26 protein-coding genes and 2 tRNA genes are annotated in these 25,627 nt (G+C 62.9%); 8 read left to right on the top strand and 20 right to left on the bottom strand.

Annotation, left to right across the window (positions count from 1 at the left end):
* Positions 1–89: 89 nt before the first annotated feature.
* The 4 genes from DBV08_RS04430 to DBV08_RS04415 all read right to left on the bottom strand — a co-directional run bounded on the left by DBV08_RS04430 (position 90) and on the right by DBV08_RS04415 (position 2,116).
* A complete protein-coding gene (locus DBV08_RS04430; protein ID WP_124566657.1) occupies positions 90–866 on the bottom strand; it encodes an AraC family transcriptional regulator in 777 nt (258 codons plus the stop codon).
* A gap of 187 nt (positions 867–1,053) precedes the next feature.
* Positions 1,054–1,126: transfer RNA gene (locus DBV08_RS04425), tRNA-Arg, on the bottom strand.
* 82 nt (positions 1,127–1,208) lie between these two features.
* Positions 1,209–1,300, bottom strand: a tRNA-Ser gene (locus DBV08_RS04420).
* 96 nt (positions 1,301–1,396) lie between these two features.
* A complete protein-coding gene (locus DBV08_RS04415; protein WP_073512862.1) occupies positions 1,397–2,116 on the bottom strand; it encodes a dienelactone hydrolase family protein in 720 nt (239 codons plus the stop codon).
* Between the two features lie 61 nt (positions 2,117–2,177).
* Between DBV08_RS04415 and hisC the strand changes: the two genes are divergently transcribed.
* The 3 genes from hisC (at position 2,178) to DBV08_RS04400 (ending at position 5,956) form a co-directional block, all read left to right on the top strand.
* The gene (hisC, locus tag DBV08_RS04410; protein ID WP_124566656.1) at positions 2,178–3,254 is read left to right on the top strand and encodes a histidinol-phosphate transaminase; all 1,077 of its coding nucleotides are present in this window, start codon (positions 2,178–2,180) and stop codon (positions 3,252–3,254) included.
* Positions 3,255–3,354: 100 nt separating this feature from the next.
* Positions 3,355–5,049: a bifunctional UDP-sugar hydrolase/5'-nucleotidase gene (locus DBV08_RS04405; RefSeq protein ID WP_124566655.1), complete on the top strand. Its 1,695-nt coding sequence runs from the start codon at positions 3,355–3,357 to the stop codon at positions 5,047–5,049.
* Between the two features lie 37 nt (positions 5,050–5,086).
* A complete protein-coding gene (locus tag DBV08_RS04400; protein WP_124566654.1) occupies positions 5,087–5,956 on the top strand; it encodes an MYG1 family protein in 870 nt (289 codons plus the stop codon).
* A 20-nt stretch (positions 5,957–5,976) separates the two neighbouring features.
* On the opposite strand, the gene DBV08_RS04395 is transcribed toward DBV08_RS04400, so the two are convergent.
* On the bottom strand, positions 5,977–6,987 hold the full coding sequence (locus tag DBV08_RS04395) for an alpha/beta hydrolase family protein (RefSeq protein WP_206029860.1): 1,011 nt from the start codon (positions 6,985–6,987) through the stop codon (positions 5,977–5,979).
* Positions 6,988–7,386: 399 nt separating this feature from the next.
* Here DBV08_RS04395 and DBV08_RS04390 point away from each other — a divergent pair, with 399 nt between their 5' ends.
* The 4 genes from DBV08_RS04390 to DBV08_RS04375 all read left to right on the top strand — a co-directional run bounded on the left by DBV08_RS04390 (position 7,387) and on the right by DBV08_RS04375 (position 10,500).
* Entirely contained in the window at positions 7,387–8,007 is a 621-nt protein-coding gene (locus tag DBV08_RS04390) for a LysE family translocator (RefSeq protein ID WP_095969527.1), read from the top strand.
* 25 nt (positions 8,008–8,032) lie between these two features.
* On the top strand, positions 8,033–8,437 hold the full coding sequence (locus DBV08_RS04385) for a DUF4259 domain-containing protein (RefSeq protein WP_124566653.1): 405 nt from the start codon (positions 8,033–8,035) through the stop codon (positions 8,435–8,437).
* A gap of 160 nt (positions 8,438–8,597) precedes the next feature.
* Entirely contained in the window at positions 8,598–9,806 is a 1,209-nt protein-coding gene (locus tag DBV08_RS04380; RefSeq protein WP_124566652.1) for an aspartate transaminase, read from the top strand.
* A 25-nt stretch (positions 9,807–9,831) separates the two neighbouring features.
* Complete coding sequence (locus DBV08_RS04375) at positions 9,832–10,500, top strand: 4-carboxy-4-hydroxy-2-oxoadipate aldolase/oxaloacetate decarboxylase (protein WP_124566651.1); 669 nt, start codon at positions 9,832–9,834, stop codon at positions 10,498–10,500.
* Positions 10,501–10,559: 59 nt separating this feature from the next.
* On the opposite strand, the gene DBV08_RS04370 is transcribed toward DBV08_RS04375, so the two are convergent.
* The 6 genes from DBV08_RS04370 to DBV08_RS04345 form a co-directional block, all read right to left on the bottom strand.
* A complete protein-coding gene (locus tag DBV08_RS04370; RefSeq protein WP_124566650.1) occupies positions 10,560–11,603 on the bottom strand; it encodes an L-idonate 5-dehydrogenase in 1,044 nt (347 codons plus the stop codon).
* 11 nt (positions 11,604–11,614) lie between these two features.
* Positions 11,615–12,370, bottom strand: coding sequence for an SDR family oxidoreductase (locus tag DBV08_RS04365; RefSeq protein ID WP_124566649.1), 756 nt, complete (start codon positions 12,368–12,370; stop codon positions 11,615–11,617).
* A gap of 96 nt (positions 12,371–12,466) precedes the next feature.
* Entirely contained in the window at positions 12,467–13,801 is a 1,335-nt protein-coding gene (locus DBV08_RS04360; RefSeq protein ID WP_020905842.1) for an MFS transporter, read from the bottom strand.
* On the bottom strand, positions 13,798–14,871 hold the full coding sequence (locus DBV08_RS04355) for a biotin-dependent carboxyltransferase family protein (RefSeq protein ID WP_124566648.1): 1,074 nt from the start codon (positions 14,869–14,871) through the stop codon (positions 13,798–13,800). The genes DBV08_RS04360 and DBV08_RS04355 overlap by 4 nt, the downstream gene beginning before the upstream one ends.
* The gene (locus DBV08_RS04350; protein WP_260395306.1) at positions 14,864–15,571 is read right to left on the bottom strand and encodes an allophanate hydrolase subunit 1; all 708 of its coding nucleotides are present in this window, start codon (positions 15,569–15,571) and stop codon (positions 14,864–14,866) included. Before DBV08_RS04350 ends, DBV08_RS04355 begins: the two co-directional genes overlap by 8 nt.
* Complete coding sequence (locus DBV08_RS04345) at positions 15,568–16,371, bottom strand: LamB/YcsF family protein (protein ID WP_030535779.1); 804 nt, start codon at positions 16,369–16,371, stop codon at positions 15,568–15,570. The genes DBV08_RS04350 and DBV08_RS04345 overlap by 4 nt, the downstream gene beginning before the upstream one ends.
* Positions 16,372–16,562: 191 nt before the next feature.
* Between DBV08_RS04345 and nac the strand changes: the two genes are divergently transcribed.
* The gene (gene nac, locus DBV08_RS04340) at positions 16,563–17,486 is read left to right on the top strand and encodes a nitrogen assimilation transcriptional regulator NAC (protein ID WP_030535780.1); all 924 of its coding nucleotides are present in this window, start codon (positions 16,563–16,565) and stop codon (positions 17,484–17,486) included.
* Here nac and DBV08_RS04335 read toward each other — a convergent pair.
* The 9 genes from DBV08_RS04335 to DBV08_RS04295 form a co-directional block, all read right to left on the bottom strand.
* Positions 17,480–18,406, bottom strand: a complete 927-nt coding sequence (locus DBV08_RS04335; protein WP_124566646.1) for a D-isomer specific 2-hydroxyacid dehydrogenase family protein — start codon at positions 18,404–18,406, stop codon at positions 17,480–17,482. The genes nac and DBV08_RS04335 overlap by 7 nt on opposite strands.
* 45 nt (positions 18,407–18,451) lie before the next feature.
* A complete protein-coding gene (locus tag DBV08_RS04330; RefSeq protein WP_124566645.1) occupies positions 18,452–19,234 on the bottom strand; it encodes an SDR family oxidoreductase in 783 nt (260 codons plus the stop codon).
* Positions 19,231–19,752, bottom strand: coding sequence for a gluconokinase (locus DBV08_RS04325; RefSeq protein WP_185564450.1), 522 nt, complete (start codon positions 19,750–19,752; stop codon positions 19,231–19,233). The genes DBV08_RS04330 and DBV08_RS04325 overlap by 4 nt, the downstream gene beginning before the upstream one ends.
* 104 nt (positions 19,753–19,856) lie before the next feature.
* Positions 19,857–20,900 (bottom strand): urea transporter, encoded by a 1,044-nt coding sequence (gene yut / locus DBV08_RS04320; protein ID WP_095969524.1) that lies wholly within the window; start codon positions 20,898–20,900, stop codon positions 19,857–19,859.
* Between the two features lie 34 nt (positions 20,901–20,934).
* Positions 20,935–21,882 (bottom strand): urease accessory protein UreD, encoded by a 948-nt coding sequence (locus DBV08_RS04315; protein ID WP_124566644.1) that lies wholly within the window; start codon positions 21,880–21,882, stop codon positions 20,935–20,937.
* A complete protein-coding gene (gene ureG / locus DBV08_RS04310) occupies positions 21,879–22,520 on the bottom strand; it encodes an urease accessory protein UreG (protein WP_019746463.1) in 642 nt (213 codons plus the stop codon). The genes DBV08_RS04315 and ureG overlap by 4 nt, the downstream gene beginning before the upstream one ends.
* 10 nt (positions 22,521–22,530) lie before the next feature.
* Positions 22,531–23,244 (bottom strand): urease accessory protein UreF, encoded by a 714-nt coding sequence (locus DBV08_RS04305; protein WP_019746462.1) that lies wholly within the window; start codon positions 23,242–23,244, stop codon positions 22,531–22,533.
* Positions 23,228–23,875, bottom strand: a complete 648-nt coding sequence (gene ureE / locus DBV08_RS04300) for an urease accessory protein UreE (RefSeq protein WP_019746461.1) — start codon at positions 23,873–23,875, stop codon at positions 23,228–23,230. The genes DBV08_RS04305 and ureE overlap by 17 nt, the downstream gene beginning before the upstream one ends.
* Positions 23,876–23,884: 9 nt before the next feature.
* On the bottom strand, positions 23,885–25,603 hold the full coding sequence (locus tag DBV08_RS04295) for an urease subunit alpha (protein ID WP_003943847.1): 1,719 nt from the start codon (positions 25,601–25,603) through the stop codon (positions 23,885–23,887).
* Positions 25,604–25,627 lie beyond the last annotated feature (24 nt).

Below are 25,627 nucleotides of genomic sequence, written 5' to 3'. Positions count from 1 at the left end.
TTTGCCTAAACCGTATACGGGAGAGCATTGTGGCGCAATCGCGTGTTTGGGACACCCTGTGTAGCGATCGAGTCAGGCTGAGATGGCCATCAGCTGGCCCGGAACATCCCTGGCGTAGCCCCTGTGGTGCGTCGAAAAGCAGCCCCGAACGCACTGGTCGAGTGGTATCCCACCCGCTCGGCAACCTCTTGCAGATCCAAGCCGTGCGCAAGAAGGGTCACGGCCCGTTGGGCCCGCACCGCCGAGACCCACTGTCCGAAACTCATCCCGGTCTCCGACCGAAATACCCGGGTGATGGTTCGCGGGCTGACGCCGAGCAGCCTTGCCCAGTCGGACAGCGTGCGCATGTCACTCGGATCGTCACCGATCGCGTCGACGATGGGTTTCAGAAGCGCCGAGTCCGGCACCAGAACCAGCAACTCGTTCGGCGACGGTGCCAGCACGTCGATCACCATCTGCTCCGTGAGCGAGCGGGAGGAGGTTCCGAGTGAATCATCTGCCAGTCGCTCGAGGAGATTCCGCAGCAGCGGAGTGACCTCGATCGCCACCGGCACGTCGGACAGAGAAGGAACTGACGCGATGTCGAGCTGAGCGGCCCGATACCAGGTACCGGCGGGTGCGATCGCCGAGTGCAGGACACCGGCAGGCATCCACAGACCGACCGTCGGTGTGATCGTCCAGGTTCGTGACCCCACCGTGGCGCTCGACGCTCCCCGCTCGTTCCACAACAACTCGTGGGTCGGGTGCGAGTGCGCCTCCCACCGGGTCTCGCGGGAAACGAGCTCGTCCATGCCCGCGATGACAAAGGGCACCTCGACCGCCCCGGCCGAGTAGACCGGGAGCGTCCGACTGTCGACGGTCTCCAACGGGTTCTCCTCGGTTCGCGCGGCTGCTCCGGAGAAAGCATAGGTCGCGGGGATCGGTTGTCGGTTCCTACGATCGCGAGGATCACCGCCCGAAATTCGCCGAGGTGACGTCACACACATTCAGAAACTACGAATGTGCTACAACAAAAGAAGGCCACAGACCGGGAGTCTGTGACCTTCTTTCTTGTGCGCCCGAAGGGATTCGAACCCCTAACCTCTTGATCCGTAGTCAAGTGCTCTATCCGTTGAGCTACGGGCGCATGTTCTGTTGTCCAGCAGGTCTTGCGTATCCTGCCGTCGTAATTTCTATCATTTCTAACCCGCCGGTCAAAATCACCGGCTTGGCGGAGGCGAGAGGATTTGAACCTCCGGTCCCTCGTAAAAGGGACAACTCATTAGCAGTGAGTCCCATTCGGCCGCTCTGGCACGCCTCCCTGGGGGTTCCGATCCTTTCGGACCGCCGGATCGAAAGATTACACACCCTTCGCCACCAAAGGCAAAACGTGTGGTCAGCGCCTTGTTTTGCCGACTTACCGCAGGTGACTGTCGAACCAGTCGAAGATCCGGGTCTGAGCTTCGATGATCGAGGCCGAATCCGGGTCGTCGAGGTCGGCGTCCTCGGACAGCTGTGGCGGCTCGTCGGCCCGGTGAGCCAGTCCGGCGTAACTGACTACCAGCGTCGCGACGTCGGCCTTCGCGGTCGCTTCCCGGAGCAGAGTCACGTGTTCGCGAGGCGTGCTGGGATCGTCCTCGCCGTACAGCGCCAACCACGGTGCCTGCAAGGAAGTGGCCGCGTCGACGAGCGCCTGAGCATCCACCGACAGCGCTTCGACGATTCCCCGGGCGGCGACACTCACCGCGGCGCCGACGGGACGGCTGGTGGCCACGAGCATCGCAGCGGTTCCGGCGTCGTCGAATCCGAGCACCCCGATGGTGTCTGCGAGAACTTCACGGCCGACGAGCCAATCGAGGGTCGCGTCGAAGTCGGCGAAGAGGTTGTCACCGAACACCTCGCCCTGCATGTGTTCGGGTTCGCGATGGAACAGGTGAGGTGCGACGCTCACCCACCCTTCGCCGGCCAGTGAGCACATCAGATTGAGCAGAGCCGGGCTGAACTGCCGGGCTTCGTGCAAGACGACGATTCCGCCTCGCGTCGGGCCGTCCGGCTCCACCACCGTCAGTGGAACAGCCGTGGCGACCTCCCCTTCGGCTCCGCGCAGATACGCCGTGGCCCGGAAGATTTCCGACATCTTCTAACTCTGACACGCAGACGGCCGCAACGCACCACATCAGTGCGCGCATAATCGACTCGTGACCGCACACATTCGCCCCGACCTCGCCTCTATCCCCGCCTACGTTCCCGGACGCAATTTCCCGGGTGCGATCAAACTGGCGAGCAACGAAACGACCGTGGGGCCGTTGCCCGGTGTGCGTGACGCCGTCGCCGACGCAGTCGCCAATGCCAACCGTTACCCGGACAATGCCGCTGTCGCACTCATCGAGGCGCTGGCTGCGTTCCTGAAGGTCGAGCCGGCCAACGTCGCCGCTGGTTGCGGCTCCGTGACGCTGTGCCAGGAACTCGTGCAGATCACGTGCGATCAGGGGGACGAGGTCATCTACGCGTGGCGATCGTTCGAGGCGTACCCCGTGGTCACCCAGGTCGGCCACGCCGTCTCGGTCAAGGTTCCGCTGACCGAGGACTTCGGCCACGACCTCGACGCGATGCTGGCCGCGATCACCGATCGCACGCGGTTGATCTTCGTCTGCAACCCCAACAACCCGACCGGCAATGCGCTGTCGAAGGCGGAGCTCGAAAGCTTCCTCGACGCTGTCCCGGCACACGTCGTCGTAGCGCTCGACGAGGCGTACTTCGAATACTCACGCTCGGACGCCGACGGCATCGAACTGTTCCGCAGCCGCCCCAACGTGGTTGTTCTGCGCACCTTCTCGAAGGCGTACGGCCTCGCAGGAATCCGCGTGGGTTACGCGGTCGCGGATCCGGAAATCATCGTGGCCCTCGGCAAGGTGCACACCCCCTTCACCGTGAGCGCTGTCGCGCAGGCCGCCGCAATCGCTTCTCTGGCTGCAGCAGACGAACTGCTTGCCCGCACCGAGGGCGTCATCGCCGAGCGGACGCGAGTTCGAACCGCGCTGATCGAAGCCGGCTACACCGTCCCCGAGTCGTCGGCGAACTTCGTCTACCTCCCTCTCGGAGAGCTCTCCCCCGGTTTCGCCGAGGCGAGTACCGAAGCGGGCATTCTGATCCGTCAGTACGGCACCGAGGGCGTCCGGATGACGATCGGCGATCCGCACGAGAACGATGCGTTCCTCGCTTTCGCGAACACCGACGTCGCGAAGCGGGCAGCCGGCATCGGCGTGACCGCGTGACACTCGATACATAACTGTTACGCCGAGGACTGGAATTCGTTTCGGCAGACGGGCACACTCAGGGAGGTTCGAAGCCGGTCCGAGTGAGGGAGCACGACGCATGACGCGACGCATGACACGAACGTGTGCCGTGCTCGCGACAACCCTTCTCGCCACCACCGCGACCTCCCTGAGCGGTGTCGCCACCGCCCAGTCCCAGGACACGGTGTCGGTACGCCTGTTGGCGTTCAACGATCTGCACGGCAGTCTCCGCCCGCCGGAAGGTGTTCGCAGCGAGATCAGGCAGGCCGACGGCTCACTGACCCCGGCCGGTGGCGCGGCGTACCTCGCGGCCTACGTGACACAGCTTCGCAGTCAGGCCACCAACTCGCTGCTGTACTCGGTCGGTGACAACTGGGGATCGTCGGCATTGGAATCGGCGATGTTCAACGACGAGCCGACGGTCGAACTGCTGAACCGGATGAAGATCGACGCTTCCGCGATCGGCAATCATGAGCTGGACAAGGGACTCGCCGAGTTCCGTCGCATGCAGTCCGGCGGCTGCTCCGCCGTCGATGCGTGCACGTTCAGCCCGTCCTTCGACGGCGCCAACTTCCCTCTGATGGCCGCGAACATGACGTACACCAACGGCACTCCGGCCACGCTGCCCTTCACCGTGAACATGGTCGACGGCATTCCGCTCGGAGTCATCGCGATTTCCCCCGCCAACACGTCGCAGATCGTCACGCCCGGCGGGATCGCCGATCTGCAGTTCGGCGACGAGGTCGAAGCGATCAACCGCACCGCCGACGTCCTCGACTTCTTCGGCGTCAAAGCCATCACCGTCCTCCTGCACCGTGGGGACGAACCGGCCGTCGAAGGTGGACCCAACGACTGCAACGTCGAGTCCGGGCCGGCCCGCGACATTGCGTTGCGCGCCTCACCGAAGGTCGACGTCATCTTCACCGCCGACAGCCACCAGCAGTACAACTGCGAATTCCCTGATCCCGCAGGCAATCCCAGAGTCGTCATGCAGGGTGCTTCGCACGGCCGGATCGTGTCCGTCGCAGACGTCACCATCGATCGCAACACCCGCGAGGTCGTTCGCGATCAGACGTCCGCTTTCAATCAGATAGTGACACACGATATTTCGCCGGATCCCGATATTCAGGCTCTCGCGGACCGAGCCTGGTCGGAGGCGTCGGAAAGCGCTCAGCGACCGGTGGGGACCATCACCGCCGATCTGACACGGGACCGCGTCCCCAGCGGTGAATCGACACTCGGCAACCTGGTCGCCGACGCTCAACTCGCCGCCGGATCGACACGAGGCGCTCAACTCGCGTTGACGAACCCGGGCGGCATGCGCGAGGATTTGGACTTCGGCACTTCCGGCCAGGTCACCTACCGCCAGGCCTACGGTGTTCAACCCTTCGGCAACAGCCTCGAGGTGCTCTCCGTCACAGGAGCGGTGTTGAAGGACGCTCTCGAACAGCAATTCCAGATCGACCTCGACGGCACCGCTACCGAGCGCATCCTCTCCCCGTCCGCGGGCTTCACCTACGCCATGGACCGGCGAGCAGCGCCGGGCTCGCGAATCTCGGAAATGCGCTTGAACGGGCAGGACATCGCCCCCGACGGCGTCTACAGCGTCGTGGTGAACAAGTTCCTCGCCGAGGGCGGGGACGGCTTCACCGCACTGAAGAACTCCACTCAGATGACCGGTGCGGGTAACGACCTCGACGCCTTGACTGCCCTGTTCGCAGCCGGGTCCCCGGTCTCGCCACCTGCCACCGATCGCATCCGCACCGTCGGCTGAATAGGCATCCCCGCGCTCGATTGCCTAGTCTCGACGGGTGATCATCGCGACCCATAACGGCAAGTTCCATGCAGACGACGTCTTCGGCGTATCGCTGCTCAAGCAGCTGTACCCCGACGCCACCGTCGTTCGCAGCCGTGACGAGTCCGTCCTCGACAGTGCGGACATCGTGCTCGACGTCGGCGGTCGCTACAACCCGGCCGAGGGTCGCTTCGACCATCATCAGCGCGATGCCGGCGAGCGCAGCAACGGCATCCTGTACTCCGCCTTCGGTCTGCTCTGGCAGGAATACGGCCTGCAGTTCTGTGAAGGCGACGCCTCCGTTTTTCGCCGAATCGACAGTCGTCTGGTCGAGGGCATCGACGCCGTCGACAACGGCCAGGAGATCTACACCCTCAACGATTACGGCACCAAGCCTTTTGATCTGTCTTCGGTACTGGACCTGTTCAACCCGATCTCGTCCACCGACGAGGAGTTCGACACCCAGTTCGAGCTGGCCGTGGTTCTCGCAACTCAGGTCTTGATTCGCCTGCGCGCCAAGTACGCCGGCGACGCGGCAGCCGAGCGCGAGTTCACCGAGACCTACGAGAAAGCGTCGGATCCGCGCTTCGTCGTGCTGGAACGCTTCGTTCCCCACGGCCGCGCCGCGTCGGCCCAGCCGGAACTTCTGTTCACCATCTTCCCGAACACCAACGGCGGCTGGTCGATTCAGACGGTCAAGCCTGCGGACTCCAAGTTCGGTTCACGAAAGCTGTTGCCGGAGCCGTGGCGCGGCCTGAACGGCTCGGACCTTGCTGCCGAGACGGGCGTCGACGGTTCGGTGTTCTGCCACAAGGCGGGGTTCATCGCGGCTGCGCAGACCCGTGACGGCGCCCTCCAGTTGCTCGAACTGGCACTGGCCGAGTAGTTCTCAGCTCGCAGTCCAGTTCACATTCCCAGGGCGGTCTTCACTGTCGGCCAGGAATCGTGAAGCGCGTCTTGCCAGTACGGCCATGAATGGGTGCCGTCGTTTCGATACGCGAACACTGCGGGAATCGACAACTCCCCCAACCTCGCTTCGAACAGTTGTGTACACGTGTTGGCAAGCGCCTCGAGCGGTCCGCCTTCGATGGCAGTCTGCAGTCCACTCGGCGTGAAGACGTTGTCGTACTCTCCGGGCGCGCCCGTGCCGGAAGAAACGTAGATCGTCTTCCCACGCAGCGTTTCCGCGTTGGTGGACGGGTCATGCTTTTGCCAGTCGGGGTCCGATGCCGGGCCCCACATGTTGGTGGCGTCGCCTGCCTTACTGGCCACGGTCAGCCGCACGGAATCCTGCGAAGACGACTCGGAGTTGTCGAGACAGCCGCTGTACGAGGCTAATCCGGTGTAGAGCTTCGGGTGATGCGTGATGAGGTTGGCCGCGCCGAGCGCACCCATGGACACCCCACCGACCACATTCGTCCCGTTTCCGGAGAACGCAGAATCGATCAACGCCGGAAGCTCTTCAGCGAGAAACGATTCCCACTTGTTCACACCGAGGTTCGGATCGTCGTTCTTCCAGTTGGTGTAGAAACTGCCGGTACCGCCAACGGGGAGAACGACGTTGACGTTTTTGTCGGCGAAAAATGTTTCGATGTCGGTCTTCTGGGTCCAGGTGCTCTCGGAGTACCCGGATTCCGAACCGGCACTTACTCCGTCGAGTAGGTAGAAGGACGGACGCGAACCTGCACTGGTCGCTGGATGCAGAACTTGCACTTGCACCTCGCGTCGCATGGCCGGCGACTCGACGAACACGGCACTGCGAGTGGGCGACAATTGCTCGATGCGATTGATGTGAGCACCGGTCTGACCGGCCAGATCTCCGGGTGGGTTTTCAGGCGCCGGATCGGCATACGCAACTGCGCCCACGACAAGCGCGAGCACGACCAACACAATCCCGACAAACCCAAATCTCCGCATCCGTCAAGCGCCCCCTGAGCATCGCACGACTACCGCTGACCCTCGATTGGACAGGACGAACGTCCCGGGGTCAACCCACTGGTTGGGATTTATTACTCGCGGGTATCCAATGGAGTTGGACAGTTCTCCACCGATGCACACACAGGTGTGGATAACTTCATTCACATCCACTTCCCAGTTGTGCATAACCTGTGGACAAAAGGATGAATTACAACAGAGGTATTCCTTCTACCTGCATCGTTCCGTTTCCCCACAGTGTGCATAACTTTGTCGAACTGTGCTCACGAGACGCCGGTTTCCGGGCGTGTCCATGCAGTTCACACCGCGGCGCCACTCTTTGTTCACAGGCACGACACCACCGCCCGACTTCGCTCCCCACCCCGACTTCATACTTGTTGCATGCTGACCGCTCTGCTCGCCGCCACAGCCGTGCTCGCCCTACTGACTCTGGTCCCGGGGCCGGACATGGCCGTCGTGACGCAGGCAGCTCTCGGCGCGGGCAGATCCGCCGGTTTCCGGGTAGCGGCCGGCATCGTCTCGGGCCTTCTGGTGTGGGGTCTGCTGACTGTCCTCGGGCTTTCGGCGATCCTGGCCGCGTCGGCCGAGGCGTACACCGTGGTCAAGCTCGCCGGTGCTGCCTACTTGATCTATCTCGGTGTGCGAGCACTGTGGGAGAGCCGGACCTCACGGATGCAACACAATGCCGACGCCCCGCGCGCGCCGAAGGCCGGGACATGGAAGACGGGCTTTACCACCAACCTGCTCAACCCCAAGATCGCCGTCTTCTACACCGGACTGCTGCCTCAGTTGGTTCCGGCCGGATGGCCGACGGGACCATCGCTTGCGCTGCTGGTGCTCATCCATGCAGCCATCACCATCGTGTGGCTCAGTGGCTACGTGGTCCTTCTCTCGCGGGCGCGTAGCACCTTCGAGAAGCCCCGAGTACGACAGGCACTCGAGCGCATAACCGGAACAGTTCTTCTAGGATTCGGAGCGAAGATCGCGCTCGAAGCGCGCTGACACGGCAATCGGAAAAGAGTAGACAGTGGGCGCGTGGGGATCGGGACCGTTCGAGAACGACGGTGCAGGGGATTTGATCGCGTCCATCGGACACGGTGACTTCACCTTCGAATCGGTGGAGTGGGCATTCGAGGACGACTACCTCGAGGTGGACGGCGGCCAAATCGCCGTCGCCTTGCTCGAATTGGTGTTGATCGTGCGCGCCGATCGCAAACGCGACCCTGCCACCCAAGACCTCGATCTCGATTCCTTCACCTCGACCCTGACCAGCGAGCGGCTCACCTGGCTGATCGAGATGGTCGAGCGCACCATCGCATCGACCGATTCGGAACTGTTCGAACTGTGGGACGAGCAGGGACCGGAAGAGCTTGCGTCGTGGCGAGTTCCCGTCGTGGACGGTCTCGAGGACCTGCGCGTTCTGTCGGTCTGATTCCGTCACCGCTCCATCACGTTTGCTTATCGGGCCACAACGGTTCGGTCTTGGTCAGATGCCCTGGTAGGACCCTATGGTCGAACGGATCACCGAGTGAGAATTGTGGCTCGTCGACGACGGGAATCCACGCTCACCCCGGACCCAGGAGCAGACCATCATGGCGACATTCGTTCCGGCTGCGCGCGTCGACAGAATCAGGGAGTCGCCGAGTGTGGCTGCCGCACAACGAGTGCGCGAGCTGAAGGCCCAGGGTCGCGAAATACTCGACCTGACGGTCGGTGAGCCCGATTTCGACACACCCGACAACATCAAGTCGGCGGCGATCACGGCGATCAACACCGGCCAAACCAAGTACACGGCAGTCAACGGCATCCCGGCACTACGCGAGGCAATCGCAACACGCGCGGCTTCGCGGACCGGAATCCAGTACGCGGACAACCAGATCACCGTCGGCGGCGGAGCGAAGCAGGTCATCTTCCTCGCTCTCATGGCGACGGTCGAAGCCGGCGTCGAGGTCATCGTTCCCGCTCCTTACTGGGTTTCGTACCCGGATATGGTCCTCGCTCACGACGGAACTCCGGTGATCGTTCAGTGCGAGGAGTCCGACAACTTCCTTCTCACTCCCCATGCTCTCGCCGACGCGATCACTCCGAACACCAAGTGGGTCATCCTCAATGCCCCGGGCAACCCCACCGGATCGGTGTACACGCGCGAGCAGTTGCAGGCCATCGCCGAGGTGATCGAGGCCAATCCCCATGTCAGTGTGTTGGTCGACGAGATCTACGACGAGATCAACTTCGGCGACGCTCCTATCACGAGTCTGCTCGAGGTCGCCCCGCACCTTCGTGATCAAGTGCTGGTCACCAACGGTGTCTCCAAGTCTCATGCCATGACGGGGTGGCGACTCGGATACGGACTCGGAAATTCCGGATTGATCGGCGCCATCAACAAACTGCAGGGTCAGAGTTCTTCCTGCCCGTCCTCGATCAGCCAGGCGGCAGCCGTGGAAGCCCTCACCGGCGACCAGAGTTTCCTCACCGAATCCGTACGGAGCTACCGACTTCGACGCGACCTCTCGACTCGCCTCCTCGGTGCTGTCCCGGGGCTCGAGCCCGTCGTGCCGCAGGGTGCGTTCTACCTGTTCGTCAACTGCGCCGCCTTGATCGGCAAGCAGACCCCGGGCGGCACCGTGATCGAGTCCGACCAGGATCTGGTCCTCTATCTCCTCGACGAGGCGTCGGTTGCCACTATTCAGGGTTCGGCATACGGCGCTTCGCCGTACTTCCGCATCTCCTTCGCCGCCTCCAAGGCTGTCCTCGAAAAGGCCGCGGCACAGATCGCCGCTGCAGTCGAACGCCTTTCCTGATCTTCCATACCTTCTGGAGTACAAGATGATTCACGTCAAGACCAAGATCGACCGCGCTGACAAGGACCTGATAGCCGAACTGGGGACGTTCTCCGCGGCCACGATTCACGAGGCGCAGGGTCGCAAGGGTTCGCTGCATCCGGCGATCAAGCCGATCGACCGCGACATGAAGTTCTGCGGCTCCGCTTTCACTGTCAAATGCCATCCTCGCGACAACCTCATGCTGCAGGTTGCGATCAGCTACGCTCAGCCGGGCGACGTTCTGATCGTCTCTTCAGGCGATCAAGCCGCCGGCCAGTTCGGCGATGTTCTGGCCAATGCCTGTGTCGCACGCGGCATTACCGCGCTGGTCACCGACGGCGGAGTGCGCGACACCCGGGAAATCCGCGAACTCGGATTCCCCGTCTTCTCCAAGCACGTGTACATCGAGGGAACTGTCAAGGAATCACTCGGGCCGATCAACCATCCCCTGGTTTTCGGCGATCAGGTCGTCTACCCCGGCGACGTCGTCAAGGGCGACTGCGACGGTGTTGTCGTGGTCCGCCGCGAGGAGGTTGCCGAGGCCATCGAACTCTCACGCGCCCGTGACGAAGCCGAAGCCGGGTACATCGAACGTTACAAGCGGGGCGAAACTCCGCTCGAGGTAAGCAATCTGACTGCCCTGCTGGAAGCCAAGGGCTTGGTGGTCGAATAACCTGCTGTGCGCCTTTATTAACCGCCCGCGGTTAATAAAGGCGCACAGGGTCGAAGGCCTCAGAACCGTAACAGCACCTTCCCCGACACCGAAGCATCCTTGGCCACCGCGAAGGCTTCCACAGCTTCCTCGACCGGATATTCGTGTGTGAGGACAGCATCGACAGCAAGCGAACCGTCGGCAAGGGCGATAAGCACCTCGTCGATTTCGTCGTTGAAGCGGAATGAACCCACCAACTCCAACTCTCGCGTGATCGCCAGCGAGATGTGTACCGGTTGAGGTCCGGACGGAAGAAGCCCGAGCATGACCACCCGTCCACCGCGCGTCGCCCCGCGGATAGCGGATTCGAGCCCGCGATGATTGCCGGTGCACTCGACGACCACGTCGGCATCGGCTGAAGCGACGGCGTCGACGTCGGTGGCCTTCAGAACTCGATCCGCACCGAGCGTCGACGCGATCTGCAGTGGAACGTCGTGCATGTCGACCGCGGTGATCGACTGCGCGCCTGCTCGTTTGAGCACGGCCACGACCAGCGCCCCGATGGGTCCGCACCCGACGACCAGCGCTTTCTTTCCGCGTACGTCTCCCGCTCGCGAGACAGCGTGCCAGGCAACGCTTGCCGGTTCCGCTACCGACGCTGTCCGCAGGTCCAGCCCCTCGGGCAGTGTCCGGAGCATGCGTGTCGGGAGCACTGCGTATTTCACGAATGCCCCCTCGGTGTGCGGGTACTGCGCTGCACTTCCCAGGTATGTGCAGCAGGGTGAGAGGTTGGGCCGATCGCTCGGAAACCGTGGGGTGGTCCCACCGGGCGTTGCGGGGTGTACGGCTACGGAAGTTCCGACTACCGGCCCCGTTCCGTCGGCCGCGGTCGTCACGACCGTGCCGACCACCTCGTGACCGAGCAGCATCGGTGCCTTCAGAATCGACTCCCCCGCCGCACCGTGCGTCCAGTAGTGCAGATCTGATCCACACACACCGCCGTAGGCGATCTCGACCACTGCCTGCTCAGCGGTCGGCGCAGTCAACGCGACGTGCTCGACCCGCAGGTCACCGGCCGCATGGGCCACCACTCCGAGCGTCGTTTCCGGTAGTACAAAACTCATGATGCGCTCTCTCAGTCGTTGCGACGGATGAAGTCGAGGCCACCGGGCACCTGGAAGGTGGGGAGCACCTCGATGAGACCCAGGTTGACGTGGCCGGGAGCGTCGATCGCGAACTCGATGGTATCCGCGATGTCCTTGGTGGTGATGGATTCGTAGCCCTCGTAGAAGGTCTCCCATGCTTCTTGCATGGCCTCGGGCGTGCCGCCGAGGTTTCGGCCGAAGATCTCGGTCTCGACCCGGCCGGGGCAGATCTCGGTCACTCGAATCCGCTTGCCGATGCAGTCGTTTCGCAGCTGGCGCGAAATCTGGTGCACCGCAGCCTTGGTCGCATGGTACGCAGTGTGGCCGTAGAAGTTGTACAGGCCGGCGATGGAACTGATGTTGACGACGTGGCCGAGATCGCGCTCCACCATTCCCGGTAGCAGAATGCGGCAGAGGTGCAGGACGGCACGAAGATTCACGTCCACCATCGCGTCCACCGACGCCTCTTCGGCGTCGAGAATGTTCCCGGTCGCGGACACCCCGGCGTTGTTGACGAGGATGTCGATCTCCAGTCCGCCAACAGCTTCGGCGAGCGCGGCAGTGTCGGTGATGTCCACGGGCAGCGGGATCATTCCGGTTCGATCGGCAACCTCAGCGAGCTTGTCGGCATTGCGGGCGACTCCGTAGACGGTGAGTCCACGCTTGGTGAACATCTCGGTGACGGCGGCACCCATTCCGGTGTTGGCGCCGGTGACGAGTGCTGTGCGGTAATCGGAGAAAGGCATTTGTGTGCTCCTACAGGAAGAAATTGGTATGACCCGGCAGCCGCCGCGGACTGCAGGCGACTACCGGGCCGGATCAGGAGTGACTCACGCGAGAAGTCACAGAGTGTCGCGAAGCGGAACGTGGGCGCGATCGGTGATGGTGCTGACCGCGATCAGCGTGCCGATTGCGGTGATGACCGCGTAGAAGGCGGGAACGTAGATACCGAATTCGGGGATCAACCAGGTCATCAACAACGGCGCGGTACCTCCGAAGAGTGCGGACGAGATGTTGTAGCCCAAGCCGTAGGCGGAGTAGCGAACCCGCGTGGGGAACAGTTCGACGATCAGAATATGGATGACGGCTGTGTGCCCGGCGAAGATCACTGCCATGAGGCAGGCACCGAGCACGGCGAGTCCGACGTTGCCGGTCACGATCATGGCGTAGCAGGGGATCGCTCCGATCGCCATTGCTGCAGCAGCACCGGCGATGACCTTCTTGCGACCGATCCGGTCGGAGAGAGCACCCATGAACGGGATCGCGAAGCAGATCGCGACCAGGCTGGATGCGGTGACGAGAAGCGCCGTCCCGGTGGAGAATCCGATCTGATCGCCTTTGAGGAACGTGGGCATGTACGAGAACAGAACGTAGTAGCCGGAACCGTTCATCAGGGGGATGAACAGGGCGAGGATCATGGCGCGGCGGTGCTCGGGAGTGGAGAACGCTTCCTTGAGCGGATTGCGCGACAAACCGCCGGATTCCTTGAGCCGCTCGAAGTTCGGGGTATCGGAGATCGCGCGACGGATGTACCAGCCGATGATTCCCATCGGAATGGCCATGAGGAACGGGATGCGCCACGCCCACGATGCGAGTCCGCCGCCGTTGATCGCTTCGGCGTTGAGCCACGGCGACATGGCGAACGCGATCATCGTTCCGGTCAGCAGGGCCAGGAACGACGCGATCTGCGCGTAGCTCGTGATCAAGCCGCGCTTGCCTTCCGGGGCGTGTTCGGCGAGGAACGTCATGGCGCCGGCCGCTTCACCACCGACGGAGAATCCCTGCACGATCCGCAGGAAGATCAGCAGTGCCGGTGCCGCGATACCGATGGCCGCGTAGGTGGGCAGCAAGCCGATACCGGCGGTCGCCACGCTGATCAGCATGATGACGAACACCAACATCTTCTGTCGACCGATCCGGTCGCCGAGGATGCCGCAGACCACCGCGCCGAGGGGCCGAACGAAGAACGAGACCGCGTAGCCGGCGAACACCAGCATCAGCGCGTCGCTCGACTTCGACACGTCGAAGAACACAATGGCCAGTGCCGTCGCCATGAACGCGAAGACACCGTTGTCGTAGAGCTCGACGAAGATGCCGACGCAGCCCGCTGCGACGACTTTTCGAACCTTGCGCGGGTCGGCTACCTGGCCGTCTACCGCTTCGATGGTGTTGGTCATGCTGTCTCCAAAATAGACGCGCGGCGCGGAGCGCTCGCGGGGCGTGTGGTGCCGACGTGGCTCGGTACTCGGGCTTCCGAGGTGTGAAGAGGTATCCGGAGGGTGGTGAATACGTTCTCCACACGCCGCCTCAGCAAGGCGATGCGGTGCTGCTGTTCGCGGTGCTCTGCAACCGCCGTTGCGACGTTGCAGTTCCGGAATCGGACGCGGTGCCCGGGTCGGGCCTGTCCCAGCTGTGAAAGTGAAACGGTGGTGACGACGGCCAGCACCGGATAGCCGGCGGTGACGCCTCTACCTCGATGCAAGACCAGAAGTTCGTTGCCTGCGGGTACTTCGACGGCGCCGATGGGGACGCCGCGCGAGAGGACCTCGCCGGTGCTGGTGCGCTGTGGGAGCGGCTGTTGATCGACCGGTGCCAGCCGCAGCCCGATGTGATTGCTCTGATCGCCTACTACGAATTCGGTGCCGAACAGCGCGGCTGCACTCTCACCGAAGTCGTCGATGTCGGGGCCGTCGGTCACGTCGAGCGTCCACACGTTGCCGAAGGACGGTCGGTCCGGCAGCAGCCGGAACAGCGGTAGTCGGAAAACCGGGTGGTCGATCGGCGGGCAGTCGGTGTCGACGACCAGCGTCTCCCCCGCGGTCAAGTGACGGCCGAATCCGAGGACCTGGTCGGGAGCGCAGCTCCCCAGGAGATAGTCGGCCGTCAGCTCTCCGTGGACGGCGACGTAGACGCGCAAACCGTCGTGGATTCCGGTGACGGCAAGCCGCTGACCGGCGCGCCAGACGATCGGTTCCCACTGCGGTTGCCGATGTCCGTCGACGGTCACCGTTGCCGGTGCGCCCGTGACGGCGATCAGCAGATCCGTGGACGCCGACGCGGAAAAGTCGAGGGCCGTCAGCTCCAGTAGCGGGGCCTCGCGCCTACTACCCACCAACGCGTTGGCGATCTCCGCGCTGATCTGGTCGGCTGCGCCGCCCGTCGCCTGACCGAACTGCGACGCCGATCCACGCCCCAGGTCCTGGACGGAGCTGATTCCGGGAGTCAGGACGGTGACTGTCTCAGCCATGGGGTTCGCTCCCTACGGGCAGGAGCGAGCGTCCGTCGAATTCGTCCCAGCGATCGGCGTCGATCGCGCGGAAGACGAACAGGTCACCGGGGCGGTATTCCGAGATCTGATCCGACGTCGGATCGACCAAGGTGAGTGGGGTACGGCCGATCACTGCCCAACCGCCGGGCGCAGGCCTGGCCGAAACGACTGCCTGACGTCCGGCCACCGCAACGGAACCGGCCGCGACGTGCGGTCGCGGGCTCGATCGACGCGGAATGGGGAGACCGAACGCCGGGCCGTCGAGCATCGGGGCGCCGCCGGGAGAGCCGTAGCAACGCATGACCAACGGGGCTGCGGAGTGAAGGCGCACCACTTCGGCTTCGGTGACGCCGAGGAACCGCGCTGTCTCACCCAGGTCCGGGCCGTGTTCGCCCCCGTAGACGACGGGGATCTCGAACGTCCTAGGTTCACCTTCCAGCGGTCGGGGGATAGTCGTTGCTTCGCGAACCAGGCCGCGGACGGCGTCGTGGTCGGTGAGGAGGTTGTCGAACTCGACCAGCAGGGCGTCGTATGTCGGGATGACGCTGACGATGCCGTCGGCACCGAGATCGAAACGTGCAGCGATCGATCGAACGGTGTTCCAGTTCTGCTCGGCGGTCCCGCCGCTGATACTGACACGAACGGCGGCGTCACCGCAGTCGGCGACGTAGGTCTTCACGCGGAACACCCGACATCACGGGCCCGCCGTGACGCCACGACCCGGGTCAGCGGCGCAATGGTGACACCGGCGGCCTCGAGCGCGGCGCGAATCGCCTTCGCGTTCGCGACGGCACCGGGGTTGTCACCGTGTACCAGGACCGTATCGGCGACAACCGGGATCAACGTGCCGTCCACAGCTTCTACGACTTCCTCGACCACCATCCGAACGGTCCGCTCGACCAGAACGTCGACGTCGTGAATCACCGCTCCCGGCTCGCTGCGGGGCACGAGAGTTCCGTCGGAGTTGTATGCGCGATCCGCGATTCCGACGATGCCGACGCTCAATCCGCGGGCAGTCGCCTCGTCGGCCAACGCCCCGTCCTGGGCGAGCACGATCAACGACGGATCGAAGGCCGCGACCGCATCGACGACGGCGCGCGCGTAATCCTGGCGTACGGCAACAAGATTCCCGAGCTTGCCGTGGGGAGCGATGTGCGACAACGACGTTCCGTTCGCGACCGCAAAGGCGTGAAGGGCGCCGAGTTGGAACAGCACGTCGGTTCGGACCTCGTTCTCGCTGAGATCCATCGCGCGACGGCCGAATCCGGCGAGGTCCGGAAAACTCGGATGAGCGCCGATTCCGATACCGCGGGATACGCACCCTCGAACGGTTGCATCCATGGTTCGTGGATCGCCTGCATGGAATCCACAAGCGATGTTGGCCGAAGTCAGCGTGTCGAGCAGAGCATCGTCGGCGCCCATGGTCCACGTGCCGAATCCTTCGCCGAGATCGGCGACAAGATCGATGCTGGTTGCCATTTCGGTCCTTCCGGTTCGTTTACTTGTTCGTACGGGCGCCGTTGCCCGTGGCTGGTCCGACTGTCGAAGTTCTGTGTATCGACTTCGGTGTTTCTGGGACGCTACTCAGGAACGCCAAAGGGTTGTTAATACCGTTTCGCGTTGGGGTGATCGGAATTCGATATGTCCGTTGAGCTGGTAGTTTGCACAGCATGGACACGAGAAGGCTCTACTCGTTCGTACGAATTGTCGATGCCGGCAGCATCACCCGAGCCGCCGACATCCTGCACATCGCACAACCCGCCCTGAGCCAACAGATGACGTCGCTGGAAACGCAGTTCGGTCAGCAACTCCTGATCCGCAGCAAACAGGGTGTCGAGCCGACCGATGCGGGGCATGCACTCTATCGGCATGCTCAGGTGATTCTGCGTCAGGTGGAGAGCGCTCAGGCCGAGGTGTCCGTGGTCGGACGGGCGCTGGCGGGTGGCGTCTCCGTCGGCCTCGCCCCGTACAGCACCGCCACGGCAATTGCGTTGCCGCTCTTGGCCCGTGTACGCGAGCAGCACCCGAATATCTTGTTGCACATCAACGAGAACTTCGGTGGTGTGCTCAGCGAAGCGATGATGACCGGTCGCATGGATCTGGCGTTGTTGTACGACGCGGGCCCGATCAAGGGTGTGACATTCGAACGCTTGCTTACCGAGGAACTGGTGGTGGTCGCGCCGTTCGGTACCGGACTGGCAGGCGAATCGGGATCCGACATTTCCCTGCCCGAGATCGCCGAACTGCCGCTGCTGCTTCCGGGTCGGATGCACACCATTCGCAAGGTGGTGGAGCAGGCTTTCGACCGGGCAGAGCAGCAACCGAACGTCGTGGCCGAAGTGGAATCGGTGATGACGTTGTCCGAGGCCGTACGCACCGGATTGGGCGCGACGGTCCTGCCGTGGTCGGTGGCCCGCAGGGTCATGGACGTCGAAGCCCTCGAGCTACGACGCATCGAGCCGGGCATCGAAGTGCATGTCTCCCTGGGCACCCCGGCCAATCAGCCCCTGTCCAAACCTGCCGAGGCGGTGCGCGATGTTCTGCGCACCGTCGTGGCCGACTATGTGAAGGGAACCAACGCGAGCGGTCAGTAGCCCGCCGACGGATCGATCACGGCGGCGAGGTCCTCACCTGCGGCGAACCGAGCGACGTTGGCTGCGACGTGATCTGCCAGGACGCGGGTGAGCGTCGTAGCCGGGTTGGCGACGTGTGGAGTGATGATCGCGTTGGGCAGCTTCCACAACCGATGCCCGTCCGGCAACGGCTCGGGATCGGTGACGTCCAGTGCCGCCCCGCCGATCGAACCGGCTTCGAGGGCGTCGACCAATGCGTCCGTGTCGACGAGGGTCCCACGCGCGATGTTCACGATCCAGCTCGACTCCGACATCTGGTCCAGTTCAGCCTTGCCGACCAGATGCCGCGTCGCGGATGTCGACGGCGCCGCGATCACGAAGTGATCAGCCTTGGACCAGATTTCGCCGGTGCGGTCGGCCGAGAGCGTTTCGGAAGCACCCTCGACAGGGGTCCCGGAGCGGGTGATCGCGATGACCTTGACCTTGGACGCGGCGAGGTACGGGATCAACGCACGGCCGATGCCGCCGCAACCGATGATCGCCACCGTCGAGCCCTGCAAGGTGCCCACCCGCGGGTCGAACTCTTCCTTGCGCCACGACTGCGCCGCCAATTGTTCGGGGAGAGAGCGAACTCCGGCGAGGAGAAGCATCATCGTATGTTCGGCGACATTGCCCGCGTACGCTCCGGCAGCAGACGTCCAGACCCGCTTGTCGTCGATCACACCGGCGTCGAACCAGGGCTCGATCCCGGCGAACGGCAACTGCACCCAGCGAACCGAATCGGGTAGCGACGACGGGAACGTCTCCGGCCCCTGTACCCACACGACGCCCTCGGCTTCTGCCAGTGGAACGAGAGCTCCACCGGCTCGGCGTATTCCGTCGGCGACGTGAGGATCCTCGACGGGACCGAGGTGGATGCGAGGGGCGCTGGCGTCTGTCATGTGGGTGCTTTCTGTTCGAGTAGCGGACGATCTAACAGCGGACAATCAGACGACGGCTGTCATTCCGCCGTCGACGTAGAGGATCTGACCGTTGACGAAATCCGAAGCCGGGGATGCCAAGAACAGTAGCGACCCGATCAGCTCCTCGGTACGGCCCCAGCGTCCGGCGGGCGTCCGCTTGGCGAGCCACGCGGTGAACTCCGGATCGTTGACCAGCGCAGAGGTCAATTCGGTGTCGAAGTATCCCGGTGCGATCGCGTTGATCTGCAAACCGAAGGGTGCCCAGTCGGCGCACATTCCGCGGGTGAGCATCTTCAGCCCACCCTTACTGGCCGCATACGGTGCGATACCTGCTCGGCCGAGTTCGCTCTGCACCGAGCAGATGTTGACGATCTTCCCGCGTCCGCGCTCGACCATGGCTCGGGCGAATTCACGTCCGACGTAGAACGCACTGGTCAGGTTGGTGTCCATGACACGCCGGAAGTCGTCGTCGCCGAACTCGAGAAGCGGGGCACGGTGTTGCACGCCGGTGTTGTTGACAACGATCTCGACCGGGCCGACCTCCGCCTCGATGCGTGTCGCCGCATCCCGGACGGCAGCCGAATCGGTGACGTCGAAAGCGAATGCGTGCACCGTTGCACCGGTCGCGTCGGCGATGCGTCGACGCTCGGCTTCGAGCACCTCGACATTTCGGCTGTTGAGCACCACTACCGCACCCGCCTCGGCGAGACCAGTAGCGAGGGCCGAGCCGATGCCTCGGCTCGAACCCGTCACCAGCGCGACCTTCCCGGAAATATCGAACGGGCCGGGGCTTGCGGTGCTACTCACGCTGTGACGCTCCTCTGAGATGTATGGATGTAGTCGACTGCCTCGCCCACCAGTGTGCTCGGTTTGGAGACGACATTCAGCGTGACGCCGCGCTCGTCGTCTGCGAGCGGTTCGAGAGCGTCGAACTGGGAGAGGAGCAGACTCTCCGGCATGAAGTGCCCGGCGCGGGAACGCATACGAGCGGAGATCGTCTCGACATCGCCGGCCAGGTGGACGAACTGCACGTCGAGACCGTCCGGGCGCAACCGGTCCCGATAGTCCTTCCGCAGAGCCGAACAGGCAACGACGCCCGTGCGTCCCGCATCGGCACGCTCGGACAACCAGGCCGCGATCGCGTCGAGCCACGGCGCACGATCTTCGTCGGTCAACGGTGTCCCCGAACGCATCTTGGCGACATTGGACTCGGGATGCAGATCGTCACCGTCGACGAAGTCTGCTCCGAGAGACGTGGCGAGACCTACTGCCACGGTGCTCTTTCCAGCACCGGCCACACCCATCACAACTACCTGCACGGTCATGCTTCGACCATGCCCGACTACCGAAGGCCAGACAATACTCGAGTGATACCGGTTCGCGAGGGTGCCATAGCGGAACGATCTAGGAACTTCTGCCCGTTCGAGCCCTATCCGTTCGCCTTCGCGATCGAATCCTTGCCCTCGGCCGCTCCGCCCTCGATGGTGTCGTGCTGGATGGGAACGAATTTCTTCTTCGGCAGCAGGAACAGCCATGTAGCGAAGACGAACGGGCCCGTCCCGGCGGGCAGGCCAATCGGGGCGAAGGCCGATACCAGCGTGCCGTGGATGACAACAGTCACCAGCACGCCGAAGACGGTGTAGACGAACACACGCCACGACGGGTTGTAGAACACCGACCCCAGAGCGATTGCCGTCAGCACCGAACTGAGCCCGTAAAGACCGTTGCCGACGTCTACGGTGTTGGCACCCAGCGCCAGCACCGCACCCATCGCTATCGCGGAACCGATGAGCGCGAACAACGCCGCCCAGCGTGACGCGACCAGCAGCGCGATCACGAAGATGATGCCGGTGACGGTGTTGTTGATCAGAAAGATCTGGGAGACGTTGCGGAACAGCGTGTCCCACAGGAAGCTGAACGTGATGTCGGCATGAACCGACGCGTCCCCGATGTGTTGCGGAAACTGGCCCGCGCTGAGGTCCGACGTTTCGATCCGCAAGAACTGGAATGCCGCGAGGAGAAAGAACCAGTTGACGAGGTTGAACGGAAATGTCAGTGCCGGTACGCCCCACGTCTTGAAGACATTGGCAACCGCCAGGAACGCGATGGTCGACGCAGCAGCTCCCACCACGAGGTAGATCCACAGCATCACGCCACCGGCAAGGAATGTCGGAAAGGCAGCTCCCACAAGAATTCCGTTGTATCCGTACAGGCCGATACGCATCGAATCGTCGTCAGAATGCAGCATCATGCCGGTGACGGTGGATACCACCAGACCCACCACGGCACCGATCGCGACGGTGATCGTGTCCGCGGCTGTCGCGCCCCAGAAGATGCCGACCAGAAACAGCAGGCCGGTCAGCGCATTGCCCTGAAACATCACTTGCCCGGAGCCTTTGAGATTCGTGTCGATGAATCTGAGCACGACGTTCTTGTCCGCGACGTCGTCCCACGGTTTGGTGATGGTGGTCATCGCACGTCCCTCGATCCTTCTCCGGCGATCCGCGTCATCCCCAGAGCGGGACGGGCGGAATGGTGGTGTCCAGAACTGCCTTTCGCACCAGAGCCCAGAAATCACGAACCTTTGCCTTGACGGGTTCGCTCTCCGGACCGAGGACTTTGAAGATGAGACCGGCGTCGTTCGGTAGCCGACTCGCTCCGGAAACGACCTTGCCGTCACGGCCCGGAACTACCTCTTCGAGAATCGCGTCGGCATGCTCCTTCGGTGTCAACAAGATGACATTGCCGAACACGTCGTGATCGCCCATGATTCCGCCGTATCGCACGGGAAAACGTGCCGGTTCGATCACCAGCTTCTCGGTGAAGAGGTTCTCCCCGTCCGGACGCTCCGCCTTGATCATTGTGGAGTACAGGTCGTAGACGAACATCTCTCCGCCGTCGTGGTACTTACGACCTGGCATGACGATCTCCGAGAACAAAAGCGTTGCAGTCGGATCCACCGTGATGTCGGTGCGCGCGTAGTACCTCGCGTTGCGGTGCGGAATCGTCACCCCCGGCATCAGTTCGAGATACGAATTCTCCGCGAGCACCACTTTCTGGAGTTGCGACGCGTGATTGGCATCCATCCGGTGGACCTTCGTGGCCGACTGAGTGGTCACGTGCGCGAGGGAACCCGGCTCCATCTCGATGGTGAGGAACAGTCGATCGCCTTGCAACACACTGCCGGACGTGGAAATCATGTAGACGCACGGCATGGTCGGCAACGCTTCGTCCCAGTACAGCGCCTGCTGAACCAGCAGCGGTGTCTTGCGGTACATGTCCCGCAGAATCGTCTTGTCGCCACGGTCGACAAATCGCATCTCGAGAACGCCGGTCTTCCCGACCTTGCCGGCTGGGGCCTGCTTCGGTTGATCCTGGTACTGGTCGAGTTCCGGGATGCTCGGGATCGGCCCCGGGAGCGCTCGCGATGCTCCCGGGACGGGCGGTGCGCTCACGGTGCGCTCGCTCCCACTTCCTCTTCGTCGAAGAGGACTCCGTGCACGATCAGGTCCACCACGTCCTTGATGCCTTCCCCTGTCATGCAATTGGTGAAGACGAACGGCTTGTCTCCCCGCATTCCCTTGGAGTCGCGATCCATGACTCCGAGATCTGCGTTGACGTACGGTGCGAGATCGGTCTTGTTGATGACCAGGATGTCGGACTGCGAGATTCCCGGACCGTTCTTGCGCGGAATCTTGTCGCCTGCGGCTACGTCGATGACGTAGATGAAGAAGTCGACCAAAGCAGGGCTGAACGTCAGTGTGAGGTTGTCGCCACCACTTTCGATGAAGACCACGTCGGTGTCCGGGAACGTCTTCTCCATGTCCTCGACGGCCGCGAGATTCATACTCGGGTCTTCGCGGACGGCGGTGTGTGGGCAGGCTCCCGTCTCCACGCCGACGATACGTTCCTCCACGAGAACACCTTTGAGAGCCTTGCGCACATGCTTGGCATCTTCGGTGGTGACCACGTCGTTGGTGATGATCAGAACGCTGGTGCCCCGCTTGATGAACTCCGGTGTGATCGCCTCGATGAGTGCGGTCTTACCCGAACCCACGGGTCCGCCGATTCCGATGCGCGTTGTCTTCTTCATCTTTCTCCTTCTAGTTCATGAACATTCGGACGTGCGCCTTGACGTGAACCGCAGCCAGAATGTCGATCATCGGGGCGAAATTGGACATGTCGTCGAGTCCGTAGTCACGCACTGCCGCGTACTCACGGCCGGCGCTCTGATTGACCTCGAACAGAATCTCCTGTGTCGCAAGGTGATCTACTCGGACGATGCGAAGGGCAGCGCCGAGCAACGTCATCGCGACACCGTACTGATTGACCGTGAAAGCGTCCTCCTCCGGAGAACCCATCTCCGCGAAAGCAATTCCGAGGCCGACGGGGTAGGTACCCGGCGTCTCCCCCGATGCGATCGCGGCCAACCACTTGTTGAACAGGGTCTCACCGGCCAAGCGCCCGCCGAGTTCGGCCAACTTCTTACCCATCCGGGTACTCATCGTGCGTGCTTCTTCGTTGAGCTTGCGTTCGATCACTGCATGATCGGCGGCGAGGATCGCCGAGAAGTCACCGGCTGTCGCGCCCCGGTGCGCTGCGAGTACGGCGATACCGTCGCACGTCGCCCCCTGATGCGCCGCCGAGAGTACGAACTCCCGCAGCGACGGACCGTCGGTGACAATTCCCTGCGCCACGGCCGATTCCAAACCGTTGGAGAACGAGAAGGAACCGACCGGGAACATGGAATCGGAAAACTGCATCATCCGCATCGCGCGGTTGATGCTGAGCCCGGATCCCTCAGACGAGAGGGTCATGGGTATGCCCCTCGCCCTCACGAGCGGCCGCACCGAACAAACGGCGTGCCTCGTGTGGAGCGATGTAGGGAATGACCTCGGCACCCGGGATGAAGGTGTACTCGATGCCCTCGAAAGCATGTGTCCGCATCACCGAGCCCATGACCGCCTTGTCGACCGTCAACGGAACGTAGACCTTCATTCCCTTCACCACGGCAGGCCAGTGCTGGTTACCCACGGCATGTCCCAACTCCAGGCACGTCTGAATCATCTTCTCGGGCGTGACGTCGACCAGTGCGCTCAGGTCGATCTCCAACACGTCCTTGAGGTTGATCCTGGCCACGACGACGGTGTTCGCCGGCTCGTCCCACAGCAGAATGTCGCCGTCCTGCAACTGAATACCCCGATCGAGCGAGACGGCCAATTCACGGCCACCGATCGTGGTGCGTCGTAGCCGACTCTTCTGCGCTTCCCACTGATCGAGCGACAAGACGTCGACTACCGCATTGTCGAGTCGACCGACCCACTCCTCGTCGGTCTCCTTCCCGAGCAGCGCGTCGATTCGCGTCGGCTTTCCGCTCGGCGCGGTCATCTCGCCGTGCGTGTGTGGCGTCGCATCGGCGCCGTGCGTGTGTGTGATTGTTCCCGACACAGGAGACCCCTAACTGAAGAAGTAAAGTTGGTTCAAGCGAATGGATTCGGCAGGTTCGACGTATGCGTGGACGCCGTCCGCAGTCACCGCGAAGGTCTCCGGGTCCACCTTGATTTCCGGAGTGGCCGAGTTGCGAACCAGATCACGCTTGGTGACTGTTCTGGTTCCCTCGACAGCAACAACCTGACGTTCGAGACCGAGCCTGTCCTTGATGCCGTCGTCGAGTGCCGCTCGCGAGACGAACGAGACCGAACTCTGCGGCAACGCCTTACCGAATCCACCGAACATCGGCCGGTAGATCACCGGTTGTGGTGTCGGGAGCGACGCATTCGGATCTCCCATGGCGTGCCAGCTGATCAGACCGTTCTTGATGATCGTCTTCGGCTTCGCGCCGAAGAATGCGGGCTCCCAGAGAACAAGATCCGCCATCTTCCCGACACCGATCGACCCGACCACATGCGAAAGACCGAACGTCAACGCTGGATTGATCGTGACCTTCGCGACGTAGCGCAACACGCGGAAGTTGTCGTGTGTCGGCGAATCCTCGGGCAGCTTGCCGCGGGACCGCTTCATGCAGTCCGCTGTTTGGATCGCGCGTAGCCAGTTTTCTCCGACGCGGCCCATCGCCTGTGAGTCACTCGAGAACATCGAGATGACGCCCATGTCCTGCAGTACGTTCTCGGCACCGATCGTCTCGGCGCGAACGCGGGACTCGGCAAAAGAAACATCCGAGGGCACTTTGGGATTGAGGTTGTGACAGACCATGATCATGTCGAAGAGTTCGGCCTGAGTGTTGATGCCGTACGGCAACGTCGGGTTGGTCGACGCCGGAAGTACGTTGTCCTCTCCCGTCACCCGCAGAATGTCGGGTGCGTGTCCGCCACCCGCGCCCTCGCTGTGATAGGTGTGAATCGTGCGTCCTTCGAAGGCCGCGATGGTGTCCTCGACGTAGCCGGCCTCGTTGAGCGTATCCGTGTGAATGGCGACCTGAACATCCATTTCGTCTGCCACCCGCAGAGACTCACGAATCGTGGCCGGGGTTGCGCCCCAGTCCTCGTGGACCTTCAGACCGGCCGCACCGGCCTTGATCTGTTCGACCAGGGACTGATGCCCGGACGAGTTGCCCTTGCCCAGCATGCAGACGTTGACCGGCAAACCCTCGTTGGCCTTGAGCATCATCTCCATGTTCCAGATGCCGGAAGTGATGGTGGTGCCGTTGGTTCCGTCGGTCGGGCCGATGCCGCCACCGATCAGCGTGGTCACTCCCCCACTGAGCGCGTGATACGCCTGCTGCGGTGACACGAGGTGCACGTGTGGATCGATGCCGGCGGCGGTGAGAATCATCTGCTCACCGGAGATCGCGTCGGTCGCCGGACCGGTGGTCAGCCCCGGGGTGACGCCTTCCATCGTGCTGGAGTTTCCCGCCTTGCCCCAGCCGACGATCTTCCCGTCCTTGATTCCCACGTCTGCCTTGACGACGCCGATGGTTGCATCGACGATGACCACGTTGGTGATCACGAGGTCGAGGGCACCGTCGATGCTGCACGACTCCGGATCCTGGCCCATGCCGTCGCGCAGCGTCTTGCCGCCGCCGTAGATCGACTCGTCTCCGATGGTTCGAAGATCTTCCTCGACCTCGATGTACAGGTCGGTATTGCCCAGTCTGATCTGGTCACCCGTGGTGACCCCGAACAGACCTGAATACTCTTGTCTCGAAATGCTTGTCATGGGTGTTGCTCTCCTTCGTCCGCC

It is taken from the genome of Rhodococcus sp. KBW08, assembly GCF_003852455.1.
GTDB lineage: Bacteria > Actinomycetota > Actinomycetes > Mycobacteriales > Mycobacteriaceae > Rhodococcus_F > Rhodococcus_F baikonurensis.
The sequence above is the reverse complement of the archived record's forward strand: the minus strand, read 5'-3'. Positions and strand labels throughout refer to the sequence as shown.

Bases quoted from the DNA above. Each gene is read 5' to 3' on its own strand.
- DBV08_RS04415 (WP_073512862.1), bottom strand. From the start codon at position 2,116: ATGTCGGAAATCTTCCGGGCCACGGCGTATCTGCGCGGAGCCGAAGGG.
- DBV08_RS04405 (WP_124566655.1), top strand. From the start codon at position 3,355: ATGACGCGACGCATGACACGAACGTGTGCCGTGCTCGCGACAACCCTT.
- DBV08_RS04395 (WP_206029860.1), bottom strand. From the start codon at position 6,987: ATGCGGAGATTTGGGTTTGTCGGGATTGTGTTGGTCGTGCTCGCGCTT.
- DBV08_RS04390 (WP_095969527.1), top strand. From the start codon at position 7,387: ATGCTGACCGCTCTGCTCGCCGCCACAGCCGTGCTCGCCCTACTGACT.
- DBV08_RS04380 (WP_124566652.1), top strand. From the start codon at position 8,598: ATGGCGACATTCGTTCCGGCTGCGCGCGTCGACAGAATCAGGGAGTCG.
- DBV08_RS04375 (WP_124566651.1), top strand. From the start codon at position 9,832: ATGATTCACGTCAAGACCAAGATCGACCGCGCTGACAAGGACCTGATA.
- DBV08_RS04370 (WP_124566650.1), bottom strand. From the start codon at position 11,603: ATGAGTTTTGTACTACCGGAAACGACGCTCGGAGTGGTGGCCCATGCG.
- DBV08_RS04365 (WP_124566649.1), bottom strand. From the start codon at position 12,370: ATGCCTTTCTCCGATTACCGCACAGCACTCGTCACCGGCGCCAACACC.
- DBV08_RS04360 (WP_020905842.1), bottom strand. From the start codon at position 13,801: ATGACCAACACCATCGAAGCGGTAGACGGCCAGGTAGCCGACCCGCGC.
- DBV08_RS04355 (WP_124566648.1), bottom strand. From the start codon at position 14,871: ATGGCTGAGACAGTCACCGTCCTGACTCCCGGAATCAGCTCCGTCCAG.
- DBV08_RS04345 (WP_030535779.1), bottom strand. From the start codon at position 16,371: ATGGCAACCAGCATCGATCTTGTCGCCGATCTCGGCGAAGGATTCGGC.
- nac (WP_030535780.1), top strand. From the start codon at position 16,563: ATGGACACGAGAAGGCTCTACTCGTTCGTACGAATTGTCGATGCCGGC.
- DBV08_RS04335 (WP_124566646.1), bottom strand. From the start codon at position 18,406: ATGACAGACGCCAGCGCCCCTCGCATCCACCTCGGTCCCGTCGAGGAT.
- DBV08_RS04325 (WP_185564450.1), bottom strand. From the start codon at position 19,752: ATGACCGTGCAGGTAGTTGTGATGGGTGTGGCCGGTGCTGGAAAGAGC.
- yut (WP_095969524.1), bottom strand. From the start codon at position 20,900: ATGACCACCATCACCAAACCGTGGGACGACGTCGCGGACAAGAACGTC.
- ureG (WP_019746463.1), bottom strand. From the start codon at position 22,520: ATGAAGAAGACAACGCGCATCGGAATCGGCGGACCCGTGGGTTCGGGT.
- DBV08_RS04305 (WP_019746462.1), bottom strand. From the start codon at position 23,244: ATGACCCTCTCGTCTGAGGGATCCGGGCTCAGCATCAACCGCGCGATG.
- DBV08_RS04295 (WP_003943847.1), bottom strand. From the start codon at position 25,603: ATGACAAGCATTTCGAGACAAGAGTATTCAGGTCTGTTCGGGGTCACC.